This is a genomic window from uncultured Chloroflexus sp. (assembly GCF_937951745.1).
GTDB lineage: Bacteria > Chloroflexota > Chloroflexia > Chloroflexales > Chloroflexaceae > Chloroflexus.
Map to the genome: position 1 here is coordinate 1 of NZ_CALFBQ010000089.1, position 18369 is coordinate 18369.

Sequence of the window (18369 nt, forward strand, 5' to 3'; positions counted from 1 at the left end):
TCCCTCGGCATCACTGCGAATCGGGCCACTGCGCGTCACCTGCGCCCCCGGTCGGCTGGCGAGCACAAAGGAGATCGCGCCGTCGGGCTGGATGAGGTCGATCTGCACATCACCCGACTCAACTGCGAGCATAACAATGGCCTGCGCCTCGGTGTTGGCCGGCAAGGCCGGCACCCGGTATTCGTCGCTGCCCTCGGCGCTGACGAAGGTTGTCAGGATGTTGGCTGCGCTGCCTTGTAAGGAAACTGTTGTCTGCTCACCGCTGATGAGCAGACAGCCGGCGAGCAAGACAGCACAACCGAGCAGACAGAGCGTGGCAACCAGCCGCCGATCAACCATACGACTCCGGACGGTAATCGACGGTGTAAGTTGCTTCTTCCGGTACCAGCTCGACCCGCAGCGGCTTACGCGAGACGAGACGAATGCTGGCGCCACAGTTGCGATTGGCACAGACGAGCTGCCCGCCGACAGGGATGTACGGAAAGATAGCCAGTTTTTGCTTGCACGATGGGCATTTGACAATTTCGACCGACATAGCGTCACCTGCACGTACTGACACAGTAACACGGCAAACCCGTAGTAACACAGCGGCGCTATGTTGCTACGGGTTTATAATTTTAAGGTTTTACGGTTTTTGGCTCGGCAAACAGCGCGTCGACGAAGGTCTGCGCATCGAATAAGGCGAGGTCATCGAGCTTTTCACCGGTGCCGATGTAGCGAATTGGCCGCTCGATGTCTTGAGCAATCGCAAACGCTATTCCACCCTTAGCCGTCCCATCCATCTTTGTCACTGCCACATCGGTCACACCAGCGGCCTTGAGAAAGGCTTTCGCCTGCAACACCCCATTCTGGCCGGTAGTCGCATCGATCACGAGAATCGTCTCGTGGGGCGCACCGGGCAGTTTGCGGGCAATAATGTTGCGAATCTTCTCCAACTCTTGCATGAGGTTGTACTTGGCATGCAAACGGCCAGCGGTATCGATGATCAAGACATCGATATCTTGCTCGAGCGCAGCGTCGATCGCCTTATACACCACTGCCGCCGCGTCAGCGCCTTGACCAAGGCTGACACACGGCACACCGGCCCGTTCGGCCCACGTCTCGAGCTGCTCGGTAGCAGCAGCCCGGAAGGTATCGCCGGCGGCGAGCAGCACCTTTTTGCCAAAACGGTTCTTGTAGCGGTGCGCCAATTTAGCGATCAGGGTTGTCTTCCCGGCACCATTCACACCAACGACCAAGATCACATACGGCTTTGCGTCGGGCCGCTGCTGGCCAGCATATTCGGCAAAGGTGCGCACCATTTCGGCCTTCAGCATCTCACGCGCTTCGCGCGCTTTCTTGACGCCGTGGCGATTAACGCGGTCAATCGTGCGATTAACCAGATACTGGGTTGTTTCTAGCCCGACATCAGCTTGAATCAACGCCTCTTCCAGCTCATCCCACAACTGATCGGTAATCGGATCGTCACTCGCAAAGAGTTTAGCGATCCGACCAAAAATGCCCTGCCGCGATTTTTCGAGCGATGCCGAAACCTGCGCTTCTTCGCGGGCAGCTTCTTCTTCGCTGCGGGGAGCATCTTGCGCACGGCCAAAGAGACGGCGAAACATAAGATTCCTCACTATGGTAGTCACGCAAAGGCGTAGTGAGATCGTGCATGCCCTTGCGCGGATACACCTGTACCCAACTGGAGTCGCGTGGAATACATGATCCGCTTAAGACTAATAATAAGACGGTAGGCGCCGGTCAACGCACAGATGCTCCGCACACTGATGAAGCATACTCGCTCAAGTCAGCGTGCAAGCCCAACCGGCAGCTTGCTTTGATTATAGCCGATCACACTCGTATGGGTAGCAGCATACGCAGCCGCAGCTTGCCACCACACGGCGACCGTGGCTGGGCTAGAACCGTACCAGAGCCGATCGGGACGGGGATCGTGGCGTAAGCCGGGGATGACGATTTGTAATGAACCGGGCAACAGGCCGTCGTCGAGCGGTACAACGCCATCACCCCACTGCGCGCCTTCGCTGCTGATCAGACGGTAACTTTGGTATGCGCCTCGTTCAGGAGGCGGGCCATTCGGATCACCGAAGATACTACGCCCGATCACACTCACGTAGCATACGTCCGACCAGTATGCGCCCGGGTAGCGCTCTTCGGCCCAGCGAATCTGGTTGAGACCGCCGATGCGTCCCTCGCGGTTTGTGCGCTGCGGTGTGCCAAGCGTAATGAGCATATCAACTCGCTGATGGCCATTGTACACTCGCCCACGATACGGCTGGTCACCGAGAAAGATACGAGCCAGCACACCACCGGCGCTGTGGGCAACCAACGTCACCCGCGCACTCCCAGTTCGGGCCAAGAGTTCGTTAACCGTCCGATCGAGTTTGCGCAGCAGCTCGGCGTAACTGTCGGTCAGCGTCACCCATGCCCAATCAAGCCGATTGATCGGGGTAATAAACACGGGCCGACCGCTTACCTCGCCAAGGTAGGTGCGGAGTGGATTGTAGAGTTGTGGTTCGCTTCCGAAACCGCCAACGATGAGAATGGGTACAGTATTCATTATTGGTAGTATACTATGAACAGGTATTGCACAGTAATTGTACCACATTAAGCAAGAAAAGAGGCTCCTTGGTGCGCACCAACGTTCTAAGAGAACCTAATTGTAGACCACCACACTTTGCTCTTCCCTGCCCAGATATAGTCTTGACTAGCATAGGTAGAGGACACTCATGGAAGTTCTAATTAACGGCCAGCCCTATACCGTCGCCGATGAACCGGTGCGGCCCCTGCTTTACGTGTTACGCGACGAGTTAGGCTTAACCGGAACAAAGTTTGGATGCGGCGCCGGCATTTGTGGCGCATGTACCGTGCATATCAATGGCGTCGCCACCCGCAGTTGCCAGACGATGATCACAACGCTGGCCGGTGCGCATATTACGACGATCGAGGGATTAGCGGAAGGTGAGCGACTGCATCCAGTGCAGCAGGCCTTTCTCGAGTTGCAAGTGCCACAGTGCGGCTGGTGTATGAGCGGGCAGATGATGACCGCCGCGGCTTTGCTCGCCAATAATCCCAACCCGACCCACGATGAAATGATCGCGGCGATGCGTTATAACTACTGCCGCTGCGGCGCATACGCGCGCATTGCACGAGCAGTACGGCGGGCCGCCGAATTGATAAAGGAGGGCGCAGCATGAAGCGCGACGCTCGCACGCAACGCTGGCGCATGACTCGGCGCGGCTTTCTGATCGGGTTGGGAATCGTAGGCGGTGGCTTGGCGCTCGGTGCAACGCTGGGTTTGCCGGCAGCGCGGCTGGCATTGGCCGATCTGCTTGGCGACGGCACTGGGCCGCCGGCATCGTTTCCCAAAGAGCCAGCAATCTGGTTTGCGATCCAGCCTAATGGCCGGGTAGTGATGGCGATGCCGAAGGTAGAAATGGGCCAAGGTGTCCATACTGCGCTGGCCCAACTGGCCGCCGAAGAGTTGGGGATAGCTTGGGAACAGATCAGCGTGACGCAGAGCAGTTCAATCGGGCCGGTGCGCGATCCTGCCGGCACCAGCGCCTCGTACTCGATGATGGGTCTCTTTCCTATTATCCGCGAGACGGCAGCCACCTTGCGCGAGATGTTGCGCGCTGCTGGGGCCGAACAGCTTGGCATTGCTCAGGCTGAAATCGAGCAGGGCTTCGTGATCGATCCGGCCAATCCGGCTCGCCGGATCGGGTTTGGTGAGTTGGCAGCGCAACCGCGTGAATGGCAAGCGCCGGAAGAGGCTGCACCACTGACTCCGCCTGATCGATGGCGAATCATCGGCCAGCCGGTGTCAAGGCTCGATTTGCCGGCTAAAGTGCGCGGCGCGGCGATCTATGGTTACGATGCTCGCGTCGAAGGTATGCTTTACGGCGCCGTAGCCCGTCCGCCACGACTTGGCGCGAAACTGCGCCGGGCTGCACCCGGCACGGCGCTCGAGCGGCGTGGCGTGGTACAGGTTGTCATTCGCGACGGTGTTGCCGGAGTAGTAGCCGAGTCGCGCCTCACTGCTTACGCTGCGCTGAATGATCTTGATCTCGAATGGGAACTACCACCACCGTTTACTCACCACGATCTCGAAGAGCGACTGGCAGCGCAGGCCAGATCGGGAACTCCGATTCAGCAGCACGGCGACCCCGCAGCAGCCATGCATAGCGCACGCCTCGTCGAAGCGGTCTACCAGACACCGCTGGCCGCCCATGCTAATCTTGAACCGCAAGCAGCGCTGGTTGATGTCCAACCTGACCGGGTAAGGGCATGGGTCAGCACCCAATCGCCGGTGCAGGTGGCCGAATCGATTGCTGCGACGTTGGGCCGGCCAGCCGACACGGTCGAAGTCACACCCACCTATCTCGGCGGCGGATTTGGACGCAAACTGTTGATCACCGCCGCCAACGAAGCCGCCATCCTCTCGGCGGCAGTGGGCAAACCGGTACACGTTGGCTGGACGCGCACCGAGGAGTTTCGCCACAGCTACTTGCGCCCGCCGACCTACGCCGCCTTTCGGGCTGCACTAGACGCCCAAGGCAACATCATCGCGCTTGAACAGCGTCACGCTAGCGGCAGTGTCCTCTTCGATTTCATTCCCGCACCGCTGCGCTGGCTGCTGGGCAGCGACTTCGGCGCGTGGCGAGGAGCACGGTTGGTCTACGCCATTCCCAATCTGCTTGTTACATCACAGACGGTCGAGCTACCGGTACCGACCGGGCCATGGCGCGGGCTTGGGCTACTGGCGAACGTCTTTGCAGTGGAAAGCTTTATTGACGAACTAGCGCATGCTGCCGGCAGCGATCCGCTCGAATTCCGGCTGCGCCACCTGCCGGAAAGCGAACTGGGCCAACGCTTCCGCGCAACGCTGCTAGCCGTGGCCGAGATGGCCGGTTGGGGTCAACCGGCGCCGGCGGGCCGGGCGCGCGGGATCGCGTGCAGCGTGGATATGAACACGGTGGCAGCCCACATCGCCGAAGTCGGGTACGAAGGCGACAAACTGCGGGTCTATCGGGTGTGGGCCGCAGTCGATCCCGGTCTAGCGATTAACCCCGACGGGTTGGCCGCCCAAACCGAAGGCGGGATCATGATGGGCCTGAGCGCCACTCTGTTCGAGCAGGTCACCATCAGCGAGGGCCGAATCGACGCCGGCAACTTCGATCGCTACCCGCTGCTGACCATCGCCGACGCGCCGGAAGTAGCGGTGCAGATTCTGCGCAGTGGCGACCAACCCTTTGGCGGCGGCGAACCGCCGATGGGGCCAATCGCCGCAGCAGTGGCGAACGCCGTATTCGCCCTAACCGGAGAACGCAAGCGGCGCTTGCCGATAGCGTGAAACCCAAAGAACGCGAAGGCGCGAAGGGCGCAAAAAGCGCAAGAGTTGGTAGAACGGCTCCAGAGGCAATGCCTCCTGCGTTCCTTAGCATTCTCGCGCCTTCGCGTTTAGCTCCTGTTGCCACCTTTAGGCACTCTGCATCTTCACCCCTCTGCCTCTCTGTTAGATTTTTACTAGAACTTTTCTACTCCCGTTGACAGGTTTCCCATCGAGTTTCACAATACCAATAGCGCGGAATATTTGTTCCGCTTACCAATCGGGAGACACACTATGAGTGATGAGACACTGCACGAACAATCGAGCGCAGAAACACCAGAGACGCTGCCGCTGATTCCGCTCGAAGGGGCAGTGGTCTTTCCCTATACCGTGGTGAGCGTAACCCTCGATGAGCTAGGGGCGGCGGCGGCTGAAGCTGCCGCGCGTGAGGGGCGCAAGGTGTTGCTAGCGACTCGCCGGCCTGATGCATCAGCCGATGCACCAATTACCGAACAACTCTTCCGGGTTGGCGTTGTCGCTCGTATCGAACAACTCGGCACTCTGCCGAACGGCGCAACCGGCGTAGTCGTGCGCGGGTTGGTGCGGGCCGAACTAGTTGAAGCAACCCAGACTACGCCTTACCTCCGCTTCAGCTTCACCCGCCGACCCGATGTCTTCGAGCGCACCCCTGAACTCGAACAATTGATGGTCGAGGTGCATGCCGCTATCGACGCCGTGCTTGAATTGCGCCCCGGCGTAACGCAAGAAATTCGCAACTTTGTGCGCTCGATCGATGATCCCGGCCATCTGGCCGACAATACCGGTTATTCACCTGACTACACCTTAGCTGAGCGGCAAGAATTACTCGAAACGTTCGATGTGGTCGAACGACTACGCAAAGTGCGTGAATTCTACCGCAAACAGTTCGCGCTGCTCGAAGTGCAGGCCCGCCTGCGCCAAGAGGTGCAAGAGAGCGCAGCCAAGCAGCAGCGCGAGTTTTATCTGCGCCAGCAGTTGAAGGCGATCCAAAAGGAGTTGGGGGAAGATACAAGCGAAGCGGCTGAGCTGGACGATCTGCGCCAGAAGCTAGCCGCCGCTAACCTGCCCGAGGTGGCACGTAAAGAGGCAGATCGCGAGCTGAGTCGGCTGGCCCGGATTAACGCCAGCTCGCCGGAATATCAGATGGTACGTACTTACCTTGAGTGGTTGGCCGAATTACCGTGGAACACCTATACTGGCCAGCCGATTGACATCGCCTATGCTCGGCAGGTGCTCGATGAAGACCATCACGGCTTGCAGAAGGTCAAAGAGCGCATCCTCGAATATTTGGCGGTCAAGCAGCGCCGCGCGCTGTTGGGGGAAGAAAACTTGCGCGCCAACCGCGAGCCGATCCTCGCGTTCGTTGGCCCTCCCGGCGTCGGCAAGACCAGCCTCGGCCAGAGCATTGCTCGCGCTTTGGGGCGCAGTTTCGTGCGCATGAGTTTGGGTGGCGTGCGTGACGAAGCTGAGCTGCGCGGCTTCCGCCGCACCTACATCGGTTCGCAACCGGGCCGGATCATCCAAGAGCTGCGCCGGGCCGGTACGGCTGACCCGGTGATCTTGCTCGATGAAATTGATAAGCTCGGCATGGATTACCGTGGCGATCCGGCAGCCGCGTTGCTCGAGGTGCTCGACCCGGAACAGAACCACACCTTTACCGATCATTATCTTAATCTGCCGTTCGATCTCTCGCGGGTGCTGTTTCTCGCTACTGCTAACACGTGGGATACGGTACCGCCAGCGTTACGTGACCGGATGGAGGTAATTGAGCTATCGGGCTATATCGAAGACGACAAGGTGCAGATCGCGCAGCGTCATCTGGTACCGCGCCAGTTGCGCGCCAACGGCTTGCGCCCCGAAGAGGCGGCAGTGAGTGAAGAGGCGCTGCGCTGCATCATCAACGAATACACCCGTGAAGCCGGCGTGCGCAATCTCGAACGCTCAATCGGCGCAGTGCTGCGCAAAGTCGCCCGCCGCCTCAGCGAAGGCGAGATTGATCAAACCAGCTTGCCGTTCGTGGTCGATGCCGCCTTTGTGCGCACGGCGTTGGGCCGGCCTCGCTTCACCAACGAGACCCGCGAGCGGCTTGACCAACCCGGCGTGGCAATCGGGCTGGTCTGGACGCCGGTCGGCGGCGATATTATCTTTGTCGAGGCGAGTGCCGTCGAAGGGAAGAAGGAGCTGCGGATAACCGGCCAGCTCGGCGATATTATGCGCGAGAGCGCCGAAGCCGCGCTGACCTACGTCCGTTCGCGTGCCCGCTCGCTCGGCATCGAACCGGATTTCTTCGAGACTCACGCCATCCACATTCACGTGCCGGCAGGAGCGGTGCCGAAAGATGGCCCTTCGGCGGGGATTACGATGGCGACAGCGTTGGCTTCAGCCGCCACCGGTAGACTGGTGCGCGACGACCTCGCGATGACGGGTGAAATTTCGCTGCGCGGACGGGTATTACCGATCGGCGGCATCAAAGAGAAGGCACTCGGCGCGCACCGGGCCGGCATCCGCACCATCATCTTACCCAAGCGCAATATGCTCGACCTCGACGATCTGCCGCCCGCCGTTAGTGCCGACATGACCTTCATCCCGGTTGAGACACTCGATGAGGTGTTAAGCATTGCCCTGCTGCCGCCGGGAGAAACGGCACCGACGATTACCGTAGCGCAACGGGCCGATGAGGTGCCGGTGGCCTGAGCAGGCGAGGATCGCGGTGCAGCACGAGGCCGATGATGTGCTGCACCGCCATCCGATGTGAGAGCATAATTAACAGGCCTGCCACTGCAACCCGCCAACGTACTGGTGCGTCACCTTGCCGGCTTCGTTCATCGCAAACAGGTATAGCCAGCCGTGGTCGAGCAACTGACGGACATGCTCGTGCTTGGCAATAATCGCGGTCATCGCATCAAGCGGCGCTTCAATCAGCACGTGCAAGCGCACCGGTTCGTGGACATACTTCTCGCCGTCGTGAACCGACTGCCACGGCAGCCCGACCCGCAGGTCGCCAGCGTTGCCTTCAAGCACACCGAGCGTACCGACCACGTTATGCAACGTCTTGTTACCACTACCGAAAACCCGGTTATCGACCGTCGAACCGTAGTATTGCAGGTTGATCCAGCTCGCCACGATCATGGGTGCAGTGATGATCAACTCTAGCACACCAAAGCCCTCATCCTGCCGCCAGTCGTAGTTGTGCAAGAATGAGCGCCCGTCCAGCTTCACCCCCGCAGTGCGCTCACGTGGCGCAGCAATGAATGCAGCACAACCAGCCAACCCCCATTCTGGTCGCACTTGCGACCAATCTTTGCTACGCCGGCGAACCGCCCGATCGACATTGGCCTGAGCATCAATCCTCAACAACGCAGCGCGCTCGGTGCGCGCCAACCGACCAGCAGCGGCTAAGTCGGCCTTCAGGCGCTTGAGATCATCGGCATGAGTGGCAGGAACATCCGTTTCATCAAAGATCGTCACGTCATCGGTGGTTGTGTCGTGTAAACCAGCGAGGAACACGGTATCATCAGGAATGGCGATCCCGCGCTCACGCAGACCGGCCCGCACCGCCGCATTATTCAGAATCTGCACTGCAACCCGCACATTGGCTTCGCCGGTATGACCACCGCACGCACCGCAATCAAGACCGGTCGCATGCGGGTTATTCACGGTCGTTGACCCATGGCCGGCCAACAGCACGAGACGGGCAAAATGACTGGTCAGCGACATTGCCTTGAGCGCACCTTCAGCGGCAGCAATCTGTTGGTCGATTGTCATACCAACACGGCGGCCATTGATCGTATGCGGTGCGAGACTCGGCTTAACCCGTGCGCGCGTTGCCGCATCAAGGCCAAACGTCGCCGGATGCGGCACCGGACGGGTGATGCCGAGCGTGTCGAGCAGCAGCTTGCGCAGATAGGCCAAGCCGACCGGCCCGACGAAGCCGAAGCACGAGACCGGGCCAAACTTGAACATCCGCCACGCCTTGGCTACGCGCTGGTTCATTGCGCGCTTGGCAATAGCAGCTTCAACCTCAGTCGATGTTTGCCCATCGACCGACTCGGCAATCACGAACTGCGGCGTTAACAAGACCGGGCACTGCGCACCGCCCTGCGTCTCAGCCAGCGGGATGTATTCAATTGGGAAGCCAAAGAACCCGGCAAACCCAATCGTCTCAACCTCGTCCGTCACCGTTTCCAGTGCGCGACGAAAGACCTCTGAGCGCACGTCGATGCAGAAGGCGGCTTGCGCGCGCTTACGGGTTGCGGCAACCGCCGGTGCCGGCGCACCAAGACGAGCGAACAACTGGCGCCGATACGCATGCTCGAAGGCGCGTTGCAGCAAAAGATCGCCGCCAAGCGCCCGCTTAGCCGCTTCATCTCCCTGATCATGCTCCAATGCACCTCTGCGCTGCTGCCACGCCTCGGCCAAACCGGCGCGGGCAAAGCTGCGCCACAACGCTACTTCCCACACCAACCGGATCGCCAGCAAATCGGTCAAGGTCTGGTCTTGACCGCCGTAGAGTTCGGCATTCCAGCGCAGATAGCGGGCATAGCCGGCCCAACCGTGGATTGACAGCAAAAGGCGATGGCAGTAGGCCTCAAGACCATTGGCCGGGATCTGCAACAACTCAACGGCAGCCACGATCGTCTCCGGCGCGGTCTTAGGCATTTCCCGCAACACGCGCTGGAACGCGCGCGCACCTCGTACCAACGGCGTGCGGTCGAAGGCGGCTTCGGCCCGCCACGCCGCGAATGCCGGCAGATTGGCCCACGGTGAGCGCCAATACGACTGGCCCAGATCAAAATAGGCACCGGCCCAGTTTGAAATCGAGTCGGTGACAATATCAGCCCACGGCGTACCGGTCAGCTTAGCAGCGACATCAGCCACGGTAGGCAGAGTCTCGATCAACGGCTCCGGCGCGCGGCTGAAGGCAAACGCCTTCAACGCCGCCACCGTCGCCGGCGCGCCGGGGAACGGCACGCCAGATGCAATCGCCGCCGCCAAATCATCATCGGTGATGCGCCCACTCTGAATCGCCTCGGCGTAAAACGAGCGCGGCGCAGTCATCTTGGCGCCGGCCCGTCGCGCCAACAGTTGGGCCGCATCCGCAAATGAGTGATCGATCAAGCCCAAATACGGATTAACGGCAACAAAGTAGCGCAGCGGCCATAGTGGCGCAATTCGCTGTTCGGCCCGCTTGGCGGCTGCGATGATCGCTTCCGCAGTCAGCTCCCGGCTCGGCGCAGCGATAACTTGCAGTTGGATATTGGTCTCAACCAGAGTCATTGGCGCTTCCTCCATACATTGGATTGACTCCTCTATCACATCACGTGGGCTGTCAGGCCCGTATCTATCCGTGTCCGATCCAATCCGTATCTATCTGGGTGCCATCAGGCCCGTGCGTATCCGTGTCTTACGCCATCACCGCGCCAACCGGAAGGCATCGAGCGCCCGATCAAACAGCGCATTGGCGTAGAAGCCATGCTTGAGATGGACATAGAACGCGCGCCACGCTGGGAGATTAGCGAACGCCGGCAAGAAGGCGCTGAACATCATCACCGCAACAAAGACAATTACCGCGCCGATCACCATCATCATCACCGGCATGCTCAGCGCCGGATAGACCACCACCGCCCCGCCGAGCAACACCTCGGCAATCACTTCAAGGACGAAGAAGGCAACAGTCACCAACGCCGCCATCCCCATCGTGCGCGCAACGACATAGAGCGGCGCTTTGCCAGTGTTGCCCTTGACCAACAGGTAGGCAACAGCCGCCATAAAGATCGTGATCATCGCCGACTCACCCGGTCGCTTGGTAATGTCGATCCCAATGGCAGTCGCCACCCCTACAAACATCGCTCCTGCAACCGCCATATTCACCAGCAACGCCAGCGGATTCGGCGCCTTATCCAGTTTCTGTGCGCCGGTATTGCGCACATACTCAATAATGCTGCCCGACGAGAGAAAAGCGTGGGCCTTGTAGCACGAGTGGGCAATTAGGTGCATAATCGCCACCGTATGCGCACCAAAGCCGCACAGCATCAACATAAAGCCCATGTGGGCCGCGCTTGAGTAGGCCAACGAAACCTTAACGCTACTCTGGGTAATCATCGCCGACGAGGCGAAGAGGGCAGTAAAGCCGCCAAGCACGATGAGCAACATCACCGCCGGCGTAGACAAGAAGACCAGTTCACCAAACCGCACCACCAAGAAGATACCGGCATTGAGCAGACCGGCGTGCAGCAGGGCCGACACCGGCGTCGGCGTCTCCATCACCTCGAGCAACCAGCCGTGAAAGGGGAACATCGCCGACTTGAGCGCCGCCGCGATCACGATCAAGATAGCGGCTGTTGCAGCGCCCGCCGGGATCGCGCCGGACGCCAACGCCGCGCTTGTCGCGTTACGGATCTGGCCGAGATCGGTGGTACCAAACGCTTGCGCTATCAACACCGCTGCGCTAATCAGCGCCACATCACCAACACGGGCCACAATAAACTTCTTGCGCGCCGCCCGAATCGCGCGTGGCCGGTCAGGGTAAAACACCAGCAGCTCATGCAGGGCAAGGCTCATCGCGATCCACGCCACCACCAACTGCCAGAGATTGCCGGCCAGCACCATCAGCAAAACGGCGCTGACCGTCAGATATAACCGGATGAAAAAGACCTTCTGACGCGGATCGCCATCGAGATAGTTGCGGCTAAACTGGATCAACAACGCGCCCAGCAACGTCACCAACCACGACATCATCACACTGAGTGCATCGAGGCGCAGCGACAGCCCCACCTCGCCAATCCCGATCAACGGGCTTACCTGCGGGCCAGTGGTCAAGACCACGATCCCTAATGTGAGCATCAAGCCGAACGCACCAATGCTCACCACCCGCCCAACCTGAAACACTAGCTCAACCGAACGCAACCGGTCGAGTGCCGCCCACAGCGCCACAACTGTCAGCGACAGCGGTGCAAGATAACCCAAAAGCGCCAACATCCCTTCCATACCGTCGAACCCTCCTTGTGTGATTGGTCGATAGTTGGATAGTAGCATGGGCTATTCAATCAGAAAAATATATGTTTCTGTATAATTTGTTCGTATTTAAAGAACAAAAGACTAAGCGCATCATTGCATCAAAACGAGCAATCTGGCATACTGGTGGTGGATGGAGGGGAACGCATAGCCGCCGCACCGCATCTATGGCAACGCAGGGCAGCAGCCGCACAGCCTGCGCCGCACCGCATCTATGGCAACGCAGGGCAGCAGCCGCACGTCCGTGCGGCTCTACGGTGGGTATACCGGAACGTTATGTTAAATTATCATCATCTGCGGTATTTCTGGATCGTGGCCCACGAAGGCAACCTCACCCGCGCTGCGCGCAAACACAACATCGCCCAATCGGCGCTCTCGATGCAGATCAGCGCGCTCGAAGATTATCTAGGCCAACCGCTGTTCGAGCGAGTAGGCCGCCGGCTCGTACTGACTGAAGCCGGCCACATTGCGCTCGACTTTGCCGACGCGATCTTCGCCAAAGGCGACGAACTGCTCGGCACCTTTGGCCGCTTGGCCGAAACCCGGCAAAAGGTGTTGCGCGTCGGCGCACTATCAACCCTCTCGCGCAATTTTCAGGTGCGCTTTCTGCGCCCGCTGCTGATCGATCTCAACGTCAAGGTGATTATCCGCTCAGGCACTCTTGACGACCTCCTCAATAGCCTCAGGTTGTACGATCTCGACGTGGTGCTATCGGATGTAGCGCCTCCCCGCGATCAAGACGCGCCGTGGATCATTCACGTGATCGACACGCAACCGGTAGGGTTGATCGGCCATCCGCGCGCTGACCGGTACCAGAAACCGCTCGACGTGTTGCTGCGTACCGAGCCGCTCGTCGTGCCTTCGCCTGAATCGACGGTGCGCGCCGGTTTTGATGCTCTAATGCACCGTTTAGGTATTGAACCGTGGATTGTTGCTGAGGCTGACGACATGGCCATGCTGCGGTTGATGGCGCGCGAACACAGCGGCTTATCGGTAATGCCGCCGATCGTGGTCAAAGATGAACTCGACAACGGGATGCTGGTCGAGTATGCCAATTTGCCCGACCTCGCCGAGAGCTTCTGCGCGATCACCATTGCACGCCGCTTCCCCAATCCACTGTTAGACAGGGTATTGACCAAACCTGCCGCCCCCGATTAAGTTCACCTCGCTTGAACGGGGTCCTCTCCATTCGACCGATTTCACTCTCCCGCTGTGGCCCACCGTGCCTATGAGCGCGTGCATACTCTAGTTTTGTGTCTCTCAAACCCGACTCTGAACAAGGGGCATAGACGTATGAAATACTGGCTGTTTCTGATGATGGCCATTTTGACAGAAGTGATCGCCACCTCAGCCCTCAAGGCTAGCGCTGGTTTTACCCGTTTACTACCATCGATTATTGTGGTTGCCGGTTATGCTATTTCGTTTTACATGATGTCGCTGGCGCTCGAAGCCATTCCGGTCGGTATTGCGTATGCGATCTGGTCAGGCATTGGCATTGTCTTGATCACAGCCATTGCATGGGTGTTATACGGTCAAACCCTTGATATGTGGGCAATGATTGGGATTAGTTTCATCATTATTGGGGTTGTCATCCTCAATCTCCTATCAAAAGTTGAAGCATAACGGATGCGATGAATATGTTGTTGTTGAAGTTCATCGTTATTCGATGCTAGAGTGAACTTGTTATGTAACCTAACGCTCACACCACTATGAAACAGATCCTATTGCAGCGGTTGGTTCGGCTCTTTGCACTGGCCCGCATGTTTCCAACCAACCGCACGCCACCAGAACAGTTGCGTGCGCTGATCAAGCGACTGCATCCGCTGACACCACCAGCACCCTTCATCACAACTCGGCTTCGCTGGGCATATAGGTAGACAGGAAGCCGCAGGTGGTAAAATCGAACACTGGCGACGCGCCACAGCTCATAAAGAAGCGACCGTCCTTACCGACTGCCGTGCCGGTAATCTTGACGACCGCAACGCGGCAACCAGCCCGCGACAACGCCTGTGCGAGCGTCCCGCCTGTCGTCGTCTTGCCAGAGTTCATCGCCGTACCGACAACTAGGATCGTTTGTCCGCTGACCGGCAATCGATGGCGCCAGCAGCGCAAATGAGCACAGATTAAGCGGGCGCCTATCGGCGCGGCACAGCGCCCCTAGCATACGCAGGAGCGTCGGAGCAGCCATTGAACTGTGCGCCGAAACCACTTCGCCACATACGCCGCCAATAGAAAGCAGATCACACGTTTCAGGCCACTGCGTCGGCACGTACCCTTCGTACTGGCCGGTGGCGTAGCGATTGCCAAAAGCGCCAATCAAGATATCACCGGGGAAAATATTGATGATCTGTCCGGTAGTTGATTCAATGGTGGAATGCTTACCTAAACTCAGCACCTCGGCCACCAATAGATCACCGATGCACGGACGGTCGGTAGGCTCGGTATAGTCAACACATGCCGAAGCGGGAACCAGATGGGTCGTATAGGGGCGCTTTACCTGACAGACATCGAGCTGCTTCATACGATCGCTCCTCCGTAATGTTTCTACTAATAGATACACTTCAACAGAGGAGCAAACGGCGCCAAAAAGACCTACAGCGGGGCTAAAAATCCACTCAAGAGGCCACGAAAAGCGCGCGCCGCTTCGATATGCGGAAAATGACCACACTGTGGGATCACAACAAGTTGAGCGCCGGGGATTTCACGGCGAGCTGTTTCGGCATACCGAAGCGAAAAGACCCGATCCTGTGCGCCCCAGACAAGCAAGGTAGGCGCGTGAATTTCATGCAACCGCGCGCGCAAGCCGGTCAGGGTCAAATCAGTCGCCGCATACCGCCGGCTTAGCGCCGTGAGTGCGCGCCGGTTGGCCGCACCGCTAATCGCCTCGCGCCCACGTTCGATCAGTTCAGCGTTCACGTGTGGCACAGGGTTGTGAAAGGCTGCCGACAAGAACGCGCGCACTACTGCCGGGTGCGCCGACAGCCAGAGGATCGTCTCGCCAATCACCGGCCAGCCCCCGATAATCGTTAGCGGCGATGGCTCGACAAAGCCATCAGTTGCTACCAACGCCAACCGCGCCACCCGATCAGGATGGCGAATGGCCGTCGCCAGCGCATATTTGCCGCCCATCGAATGGGCCACAAGCGTTGCCCGTTCAATGCCAAGCGCCGCCAGCAACCCCGCATAGAGATCGCTCTGCAACTCAAGCCCGTATGGCGCATGAACCGGCTTCTCTGAACGTCCAAACCCTAAGGCATCGACCGCCAACGCCCGGTAACCATGATCGGCTAGCCAGGCCACCGTCGGTTCCCAATCGGCGCACGAGCCGGCAAAGCCGTGCAACAGCAACACTGCCGACCCGCGCCCGGCTTCGATCCAGTGCAATTGGTACCCGTTAACTCGCAACCAGCGTGAACGCATTGAATCACCTCATTGTCGATGGAACCGGCAGGAGTATACCATGCTCATCGCTTGCCAGTGCGATCCGCCGGCAGGCGGCGAAGCAATCTTCTGCGACTGCGGGAACGAATCTGTTCGCACTGATGCGCGCGCAAACGTGAGATTACTGCGGGTGCAGAATGCCTACCTAATGACACAACCAACGTCCAATGCAGAAGGCTTGCACTATTTGTGAGCAACGTATTCAAACTTGAAGTTTACAGACTGCCAAGGAACCGGTAAAGTACATTATCATAGCGTTAGTCTGCCCTCGCGTTCTTGCGAGTGGAGAGAAAGCATACTGCGCCACTGCGGAAGAGGCGGGAGTACTGAAATCGAGAGTCTATGAGCGACCTGATCGACATTCTGCAAACGCTGGCTGAACGATCCGGGCGATCGCCATCGCCGCTCATCGCGCTGCGCCGGATCCCCGCCGCTGACGGCGCGCGCATCAGCCATCTGCCGGTCGATCAGGCACTAAATGAGGCATGGGTGCGCGCAATTGGCACCCCGTTTTTTCAAGCGCAATCGATCGCGCTGGCCGCCCTCCGGCGCGGCGCGCCGTTTGCTATTACCGCTAGCGGCACGCTCAGTCGGGCTAGTTTGCATCTGTTGGCGTTGGATTTACTGCGGAATGAACCGCAGGCTACAGCACTATTGATCGCGCCCGACGCTGATCAAGCTGTGCTCCACGAGCGCGAAGCTGCTGCGCTCGCGCGTTTTTGCCAGCCTGCCATACCGATTGTTGCTACCAACGGAGCGAAGCGCCGCGCTGCGCCGGCGGCCCGGCTGGTCGTTACAACCCTGCCCGAATTGCACGGCTCGCTGCTCCGCTTTCATGACCGGGCATGGCGCTACTTCTGGCGCCAGTTGCGTTTCATCGCCATCGCCGATCTCCACACCTATTACGGCATTGCCGCCGGCCACCTCAGTATGATTCTGCTCCGCGCCAGCCGGCTCACGCCGCACCCGCTTGCGCTCGGCGGCACAGTCGCGCCGGTCAGCAACGCTGAAGCGGCGCTGCACCTACTCAGCGGGCGCGAATGGCGGGTCACACCAGCCAGCGATCTCCCCCATCCAGCTACAACGTTAGCGCTTTGGCAGAGCGATGGCGATCGCCAAAGCGAGATCACGCGGCTGGCTGACACCTTCTTAGCGGCTGGCGCTAGCGTGCAAGTGGTCGCCACCCCCTACGAGATCGGTCACGTGCGGTCAACCGTTGCCTCCGAGCGGTTTAGCGCCGGCACTAGCCCGCTCCCGGCGCATGTGCAGATCGTGACTAGCACTCAGACCGGCGCTGCGCTTCAGGCTGCGCTCGACAGCGGGGCTGCACTTGTGATTCTGCTGTTGGGACGCGGGATCAGCGAACCGGCCCTGCAACGGCTGGCGGTGACCGATATGGCCACGTGGCCGTTGCTGCAACCACCGGTATGGCCGCCCGCGCCGCTGAACCCGTTTGTCGCCGCGCTCCATCTGGTCTGCGCTGCCAGTGAGCAACCATTGCGCGACGATGAGATCCAACAGTGGCAACTTACGGCTATGGTTGAACGGCTCGCAACTCAGCAGTATCTCTATCGCCTGCCTGATCGGACGCCAATCTGGTTGCCGGGCACACAGAGCGATCCGTATATTCCCCTTGCCCTGCATGCCGCCGGCATGGAACCGCTCCATCTCCTTGATGAGCAAGGGCGTGAGACCGGGATAGTTGATCCGTCTATTGCCGGTCGCTGGGCACACCCGGCTGCCGCGCTGCCACCATTGTGCGGCGGGCAACAGGTTATCGCGCGCGACGACGAGCATGGCACAGTGACGCTGGCTGCCCACGCTGGCCGGCGCACTCTGCCGCTGCGCCGCTGTCAGGTACGGATTCGGGACGAATGGGCGCAGCGCGAACTGCGGCGCGCGCGCGTCGGTAGAGGGCCGCACGTAGGTTGGGGACGGGTCACGATCGAAGAGACGACCTACGCCTACCGCGAGCAGGTTGGGCGGAACCCGGCTCAAGAACGCGCGTTGCCAGAACCGATTACCCAACAATGGAATAGTCCGGCGATTTGGGTGCGCCTCACTCAGCCGCTGAATGTTACTGGCCAATTGGCAGGATGGTCGTGTGTCGCTGCGATCGCGCTGCGCACGCTGGCCCGGCTGGAAGATTGCGTGACCGCTTACGATCCGGCCACGCAGCATCTGTATTTTGTTGATGCCCAACCGAATGGGAACGGCTTGGCTGAATGGCTATACGAGCAGCTTGAGACCATTTTGCCACTGGCTTACGATATTGCCCTCGATCAACGCACCGATCCGCTATTCGAGCCGCTGGCCCGCGTTGACATGGATTGGCTGCTGGCGGTGTTGGGTGGCGAGGTGGAAGTGGCGATTCCAATGCCGTCATTGCCGCCAGCCAAGGCCACCCGCGCCGAGCCGCCCGCCCGCGCCGAGCCGCCCGCCCGCGCCGAGCCGCCCGCCCGCGCCGAGCCGCCCGCCCGCGCCGAGCCGCCCACCCGCGCCGAGCCGCCCACCCGCGCCGAGCCGCCCACCCGCGCCGAGCCGCC

Annotated in this window: 14 protein-coding genes; 6 read left to right on the top strand and 8 right to left on the bottom strand. The window is 59.8% G+C overall.

What is annotated here, in order from left to right; all coding sequences use genetic code 11:
- The 4 genes from Q1A59_RS17635 to Q1A59_RS17650 all read right to left on the bottom strand — a co-directional run.
- Positions 1–339 (bottom strand): hypothetical protein (locus Q1A59_RS17635; protein ID WP_298490638.1); only part of this gene is annotated, 339 nt, incomplete at its 3' end.
- Positions 332–535 carry a Trm112 family protein gene (locus Q1A59_RS17640; RefSeq protein WP_298406553.1) on the bottom strand — a complete coding sequence of 68 codons (204 nt, stop codon included), beginning with the start codon at positions 533–535 and terminating at the stop codon, positions 332–334. The genes Q1A59_RS17635 and Q1A59_RS17640, both read right to left, overlap by 8 nt.
- Before the next feature lie 82 nt (positions 536–617).
- Complete coding sequence (gene ftsY / locus Q1A59_RS17645) at positions 618–1607, bottom strand: signal recognition particle-docking protein FtsY (RefSeq protein WP_298406552.1); 990 nt, start codon at positions 1605–1607, stop codon at positions 618–620.
- Between the two features lie 182 nt (positions 1608–1789).
- Positions 1790–2560 carry a triacylglycerol lipase gene (locus Q1A59_RS17650; RefSeq protein WP_298406550.1) on the bottom strand — a complete coding sequence of 257 codons (771 nt, stop codon included), beginning with the start codon at positions 2558–2560 and terminating at the stop codon, positions 1790–1792.
- Between the two features lie 169 nt (positions 2561–2729).
- Here Q1A59_RS17650 and Q1A59_RS17655 point away from each other — a divergent pair, with 169 nt between their 5' ends.
- From Q1A59_RS17655 to lon, 3 genes are all read left to right on the top strand, one after another.
- On the top strand, positions 2730–3197 hold the full coding sequence (locus tag Q1A59_RS17655) for a (2Fe-2S)-binding protein (protein ID WP_298406548.1): 468 nt from the start codon (positions 2730–2732) through the stop codon (positions 3195–3197).
- On the top strand, positions 3194–5353 hold the full coding sequence (locus tag Q1A59_RS17660; RefSeq protein WP_298406546.1) for a molybdopterin cofactor-binding domain-containing protein: 2160 nt from the start codon (positions 3194–3196) through the stop codon (positions 5351–5353). The genes Q1A59_RS17655 and Q1A59_RS17660 overlap by 4 nt, the downstream gene beginning before the upstream one ends.
- A 270-nt stretch (positions 5354–5623) precedes the next feature.
- Entirely contained in the window at positions 5624–8062 is a 2439-nt protein-coding gene (gene lon / locus Q1A59_RS17665; RefSeq protein WP_298406544.1) for an endopeptidase La, read from the top strand.
- Positions 8063–8131: 69 nt separating this feature from the next.
- Here the strand turns inward: lon and Q1A59_RS17670 are convergent, their stop codons facing one another.
- On the bottom strand, positions 8132–10645 hold the full coding sequence (locus tag Q1A59_RS17670; RefSeq protein ID WP_298406542.1) for a YbcC family protein: 2514 nt from the start codon (positions 10643–10645) through the stop codon (positions 8132–8134).
- A gap of 135 nt (positions 10646–10780) precedes the next feature.
- Complete coding sequence (locus Q1A59_RS17675; RefSeq protein ID WP_298406540.1) at positions 10781–12355, bottom strand: proton-conducting transporter membrane subunit; 1575 nt, start codon at positions 12353–12355, stop codon at positions 10781–10783.
- Positions 12356–12658: 303 nt separating this feature from the next.
- Between Q1A59_RS17675 and Q1A59_RS17680 the strand changes: the two genes are divergently transcribed.
- Together Q1A59_RS17680 and Q1A59_RS17685 are read left to right on the top strand one after the other, a co-directional pair.
- Positions 12659–13540 (top strand): LysR family transcriptional regulator, encoded by an 882-nt coding sequence (locus Q1A59_RS17680; RefSeq protein WP_298406539.1) that lies wholly within the window; start codon positions 12659–12661, stop codon positions 13538–13540.
- 135 nt (positions 13541–13675) lie between these two features.
- Positions 13676–14005 carry a multidrug efflux SMR transporter gene (locus Q1A59_RS17685; RefSeq protein WP_298406538.1) on the top strand — a complete coding sequence of 110 codons (330 nt, stop codon included), beginning with the start codon at positions 13676–13678 and terminating at the stop codon, positions 14003–14005.
- A gap of 222 nt (positions 14006–14227) precedes the next feature.
- On the opposite strand, the gene Q1A59_RS18200 is transcribed toward Q1A59_RS17685, so the two are convergent.
- A complete protein-coding gene (locus Q1A59_RS18200; protein ID WP_366144874.1) occupies positions 14228–14431 on the bottom strand; it encodes a hypothetical protein in 204 nt (67 codons plus the stop codon).
- A 543-nt stretch (positions 14432–14974) separates the two neighbouring features.
- Positions 14975–15802 (bottom strand): alpha/beta fold hydrolase, encoded by an 828-nt coding sequence (locus Q1A59_RS17695; protein WP_298406536.1) that lies wholly within the window; start codon positions 15800–15802, stop codon positions 14975–14977.
- Between the two features lie 363 nt (positions 15803–16165).
- Here Q1A59_RS17695 and Q1A59_RS17700 point away from each other — a divergent pair.
- The coding region (locus tag Q1A59_RS17700) for a helicase (protein WP_299645316.1) at positions 16166–18369 on the top strand (2204 nt) is incomplete at its 3' end.

Bases quoted from the DNA above. Each gene is read 5' to 3' on its own strand.
- Q1A59_RS17680 (WP_298406539.1), top strand. From the start codon at position 12,659: ATGTTAAATTATCATCATCTGCGGTATTTCTGGATCGTGGCCCACGAA.
- Q1A59_RS17655 (WP_298406548.1), top strand. From the start codon at position 2,730: ATGGAAGTTCTAATTAACGGCCAGCCCTATACCGTCGCCGATGAACCG.
- Q1A59_RS17675 (WP_298406540.1), bottom strand. From the start codon at position 12,355: ATGGAAGGGATGTTGGCGCTTTTGGGTTATCTTGCACCGCTGTCGCTG.
- lon (WP_298406544.1), top strand. From the start codon at position 5,624: ATGAGTGATGAGACACTGCACGAACAATCGAGCGCAGAAACACCAGAG.
- ftsY (WP_298406552.1), bottom strand. From the start codon at position 1,607: ATGTTTCGCCGTCTCTTTGGCCGTGCGCAAGATGCTCCCCGCAGCGAA.
- Q1A59_RS17660 (WP_298406546.1), top strand. From the start codon at position 3,194: ATGAAGCGCGACGCTCGCACGCAACGCTGGCGCATGACTCGGCGCGGC.
- Q1A59_RS17685 (WP_298406538.1), top strand. From the start codon at position 13,676: ATGAAATACTGGCTGTTTCTGATGATGGCCATTTTGACAGAAGTGATC.
- Q1A59_RS17640 (WP_298406553.1), bottom strand. From the start codon at position 535: ATGTCGGTCGAAATTGTCAAATGCCCATCGTGCAAGCAAAAACTGGCT.
- Q1A59_RS18200 (WP_366144874.1), bottom strand. From the start codon at position 14,431: ATGAACTCTGGCAAGACGACGACAGGCGGGACGCTCGCACAGGCGTTG.
- Q1A59_RS17670 (WP_298406542.1), bottom strand. From the start codon at position 10,645: ATGACTCTGGTTGAGACCAATATCCAACTGCAAGTTATCGCTGCGCCG.
- Q1A59_RS17695 (WP_298406536.1), bottom strand. From the start codon at position 15,802: ATGCGTTCACGCTGGTTGCGAGTTAACGGGTACCAATTGCACTGGATC.
- Q1A59_RS17650 (WP_298406550.1), bottom strand. From the start codon at position 2,560: ATGAATACTGTACCCATTCTCATCGTTGGCGGTTTCGGAAGCGAACCA.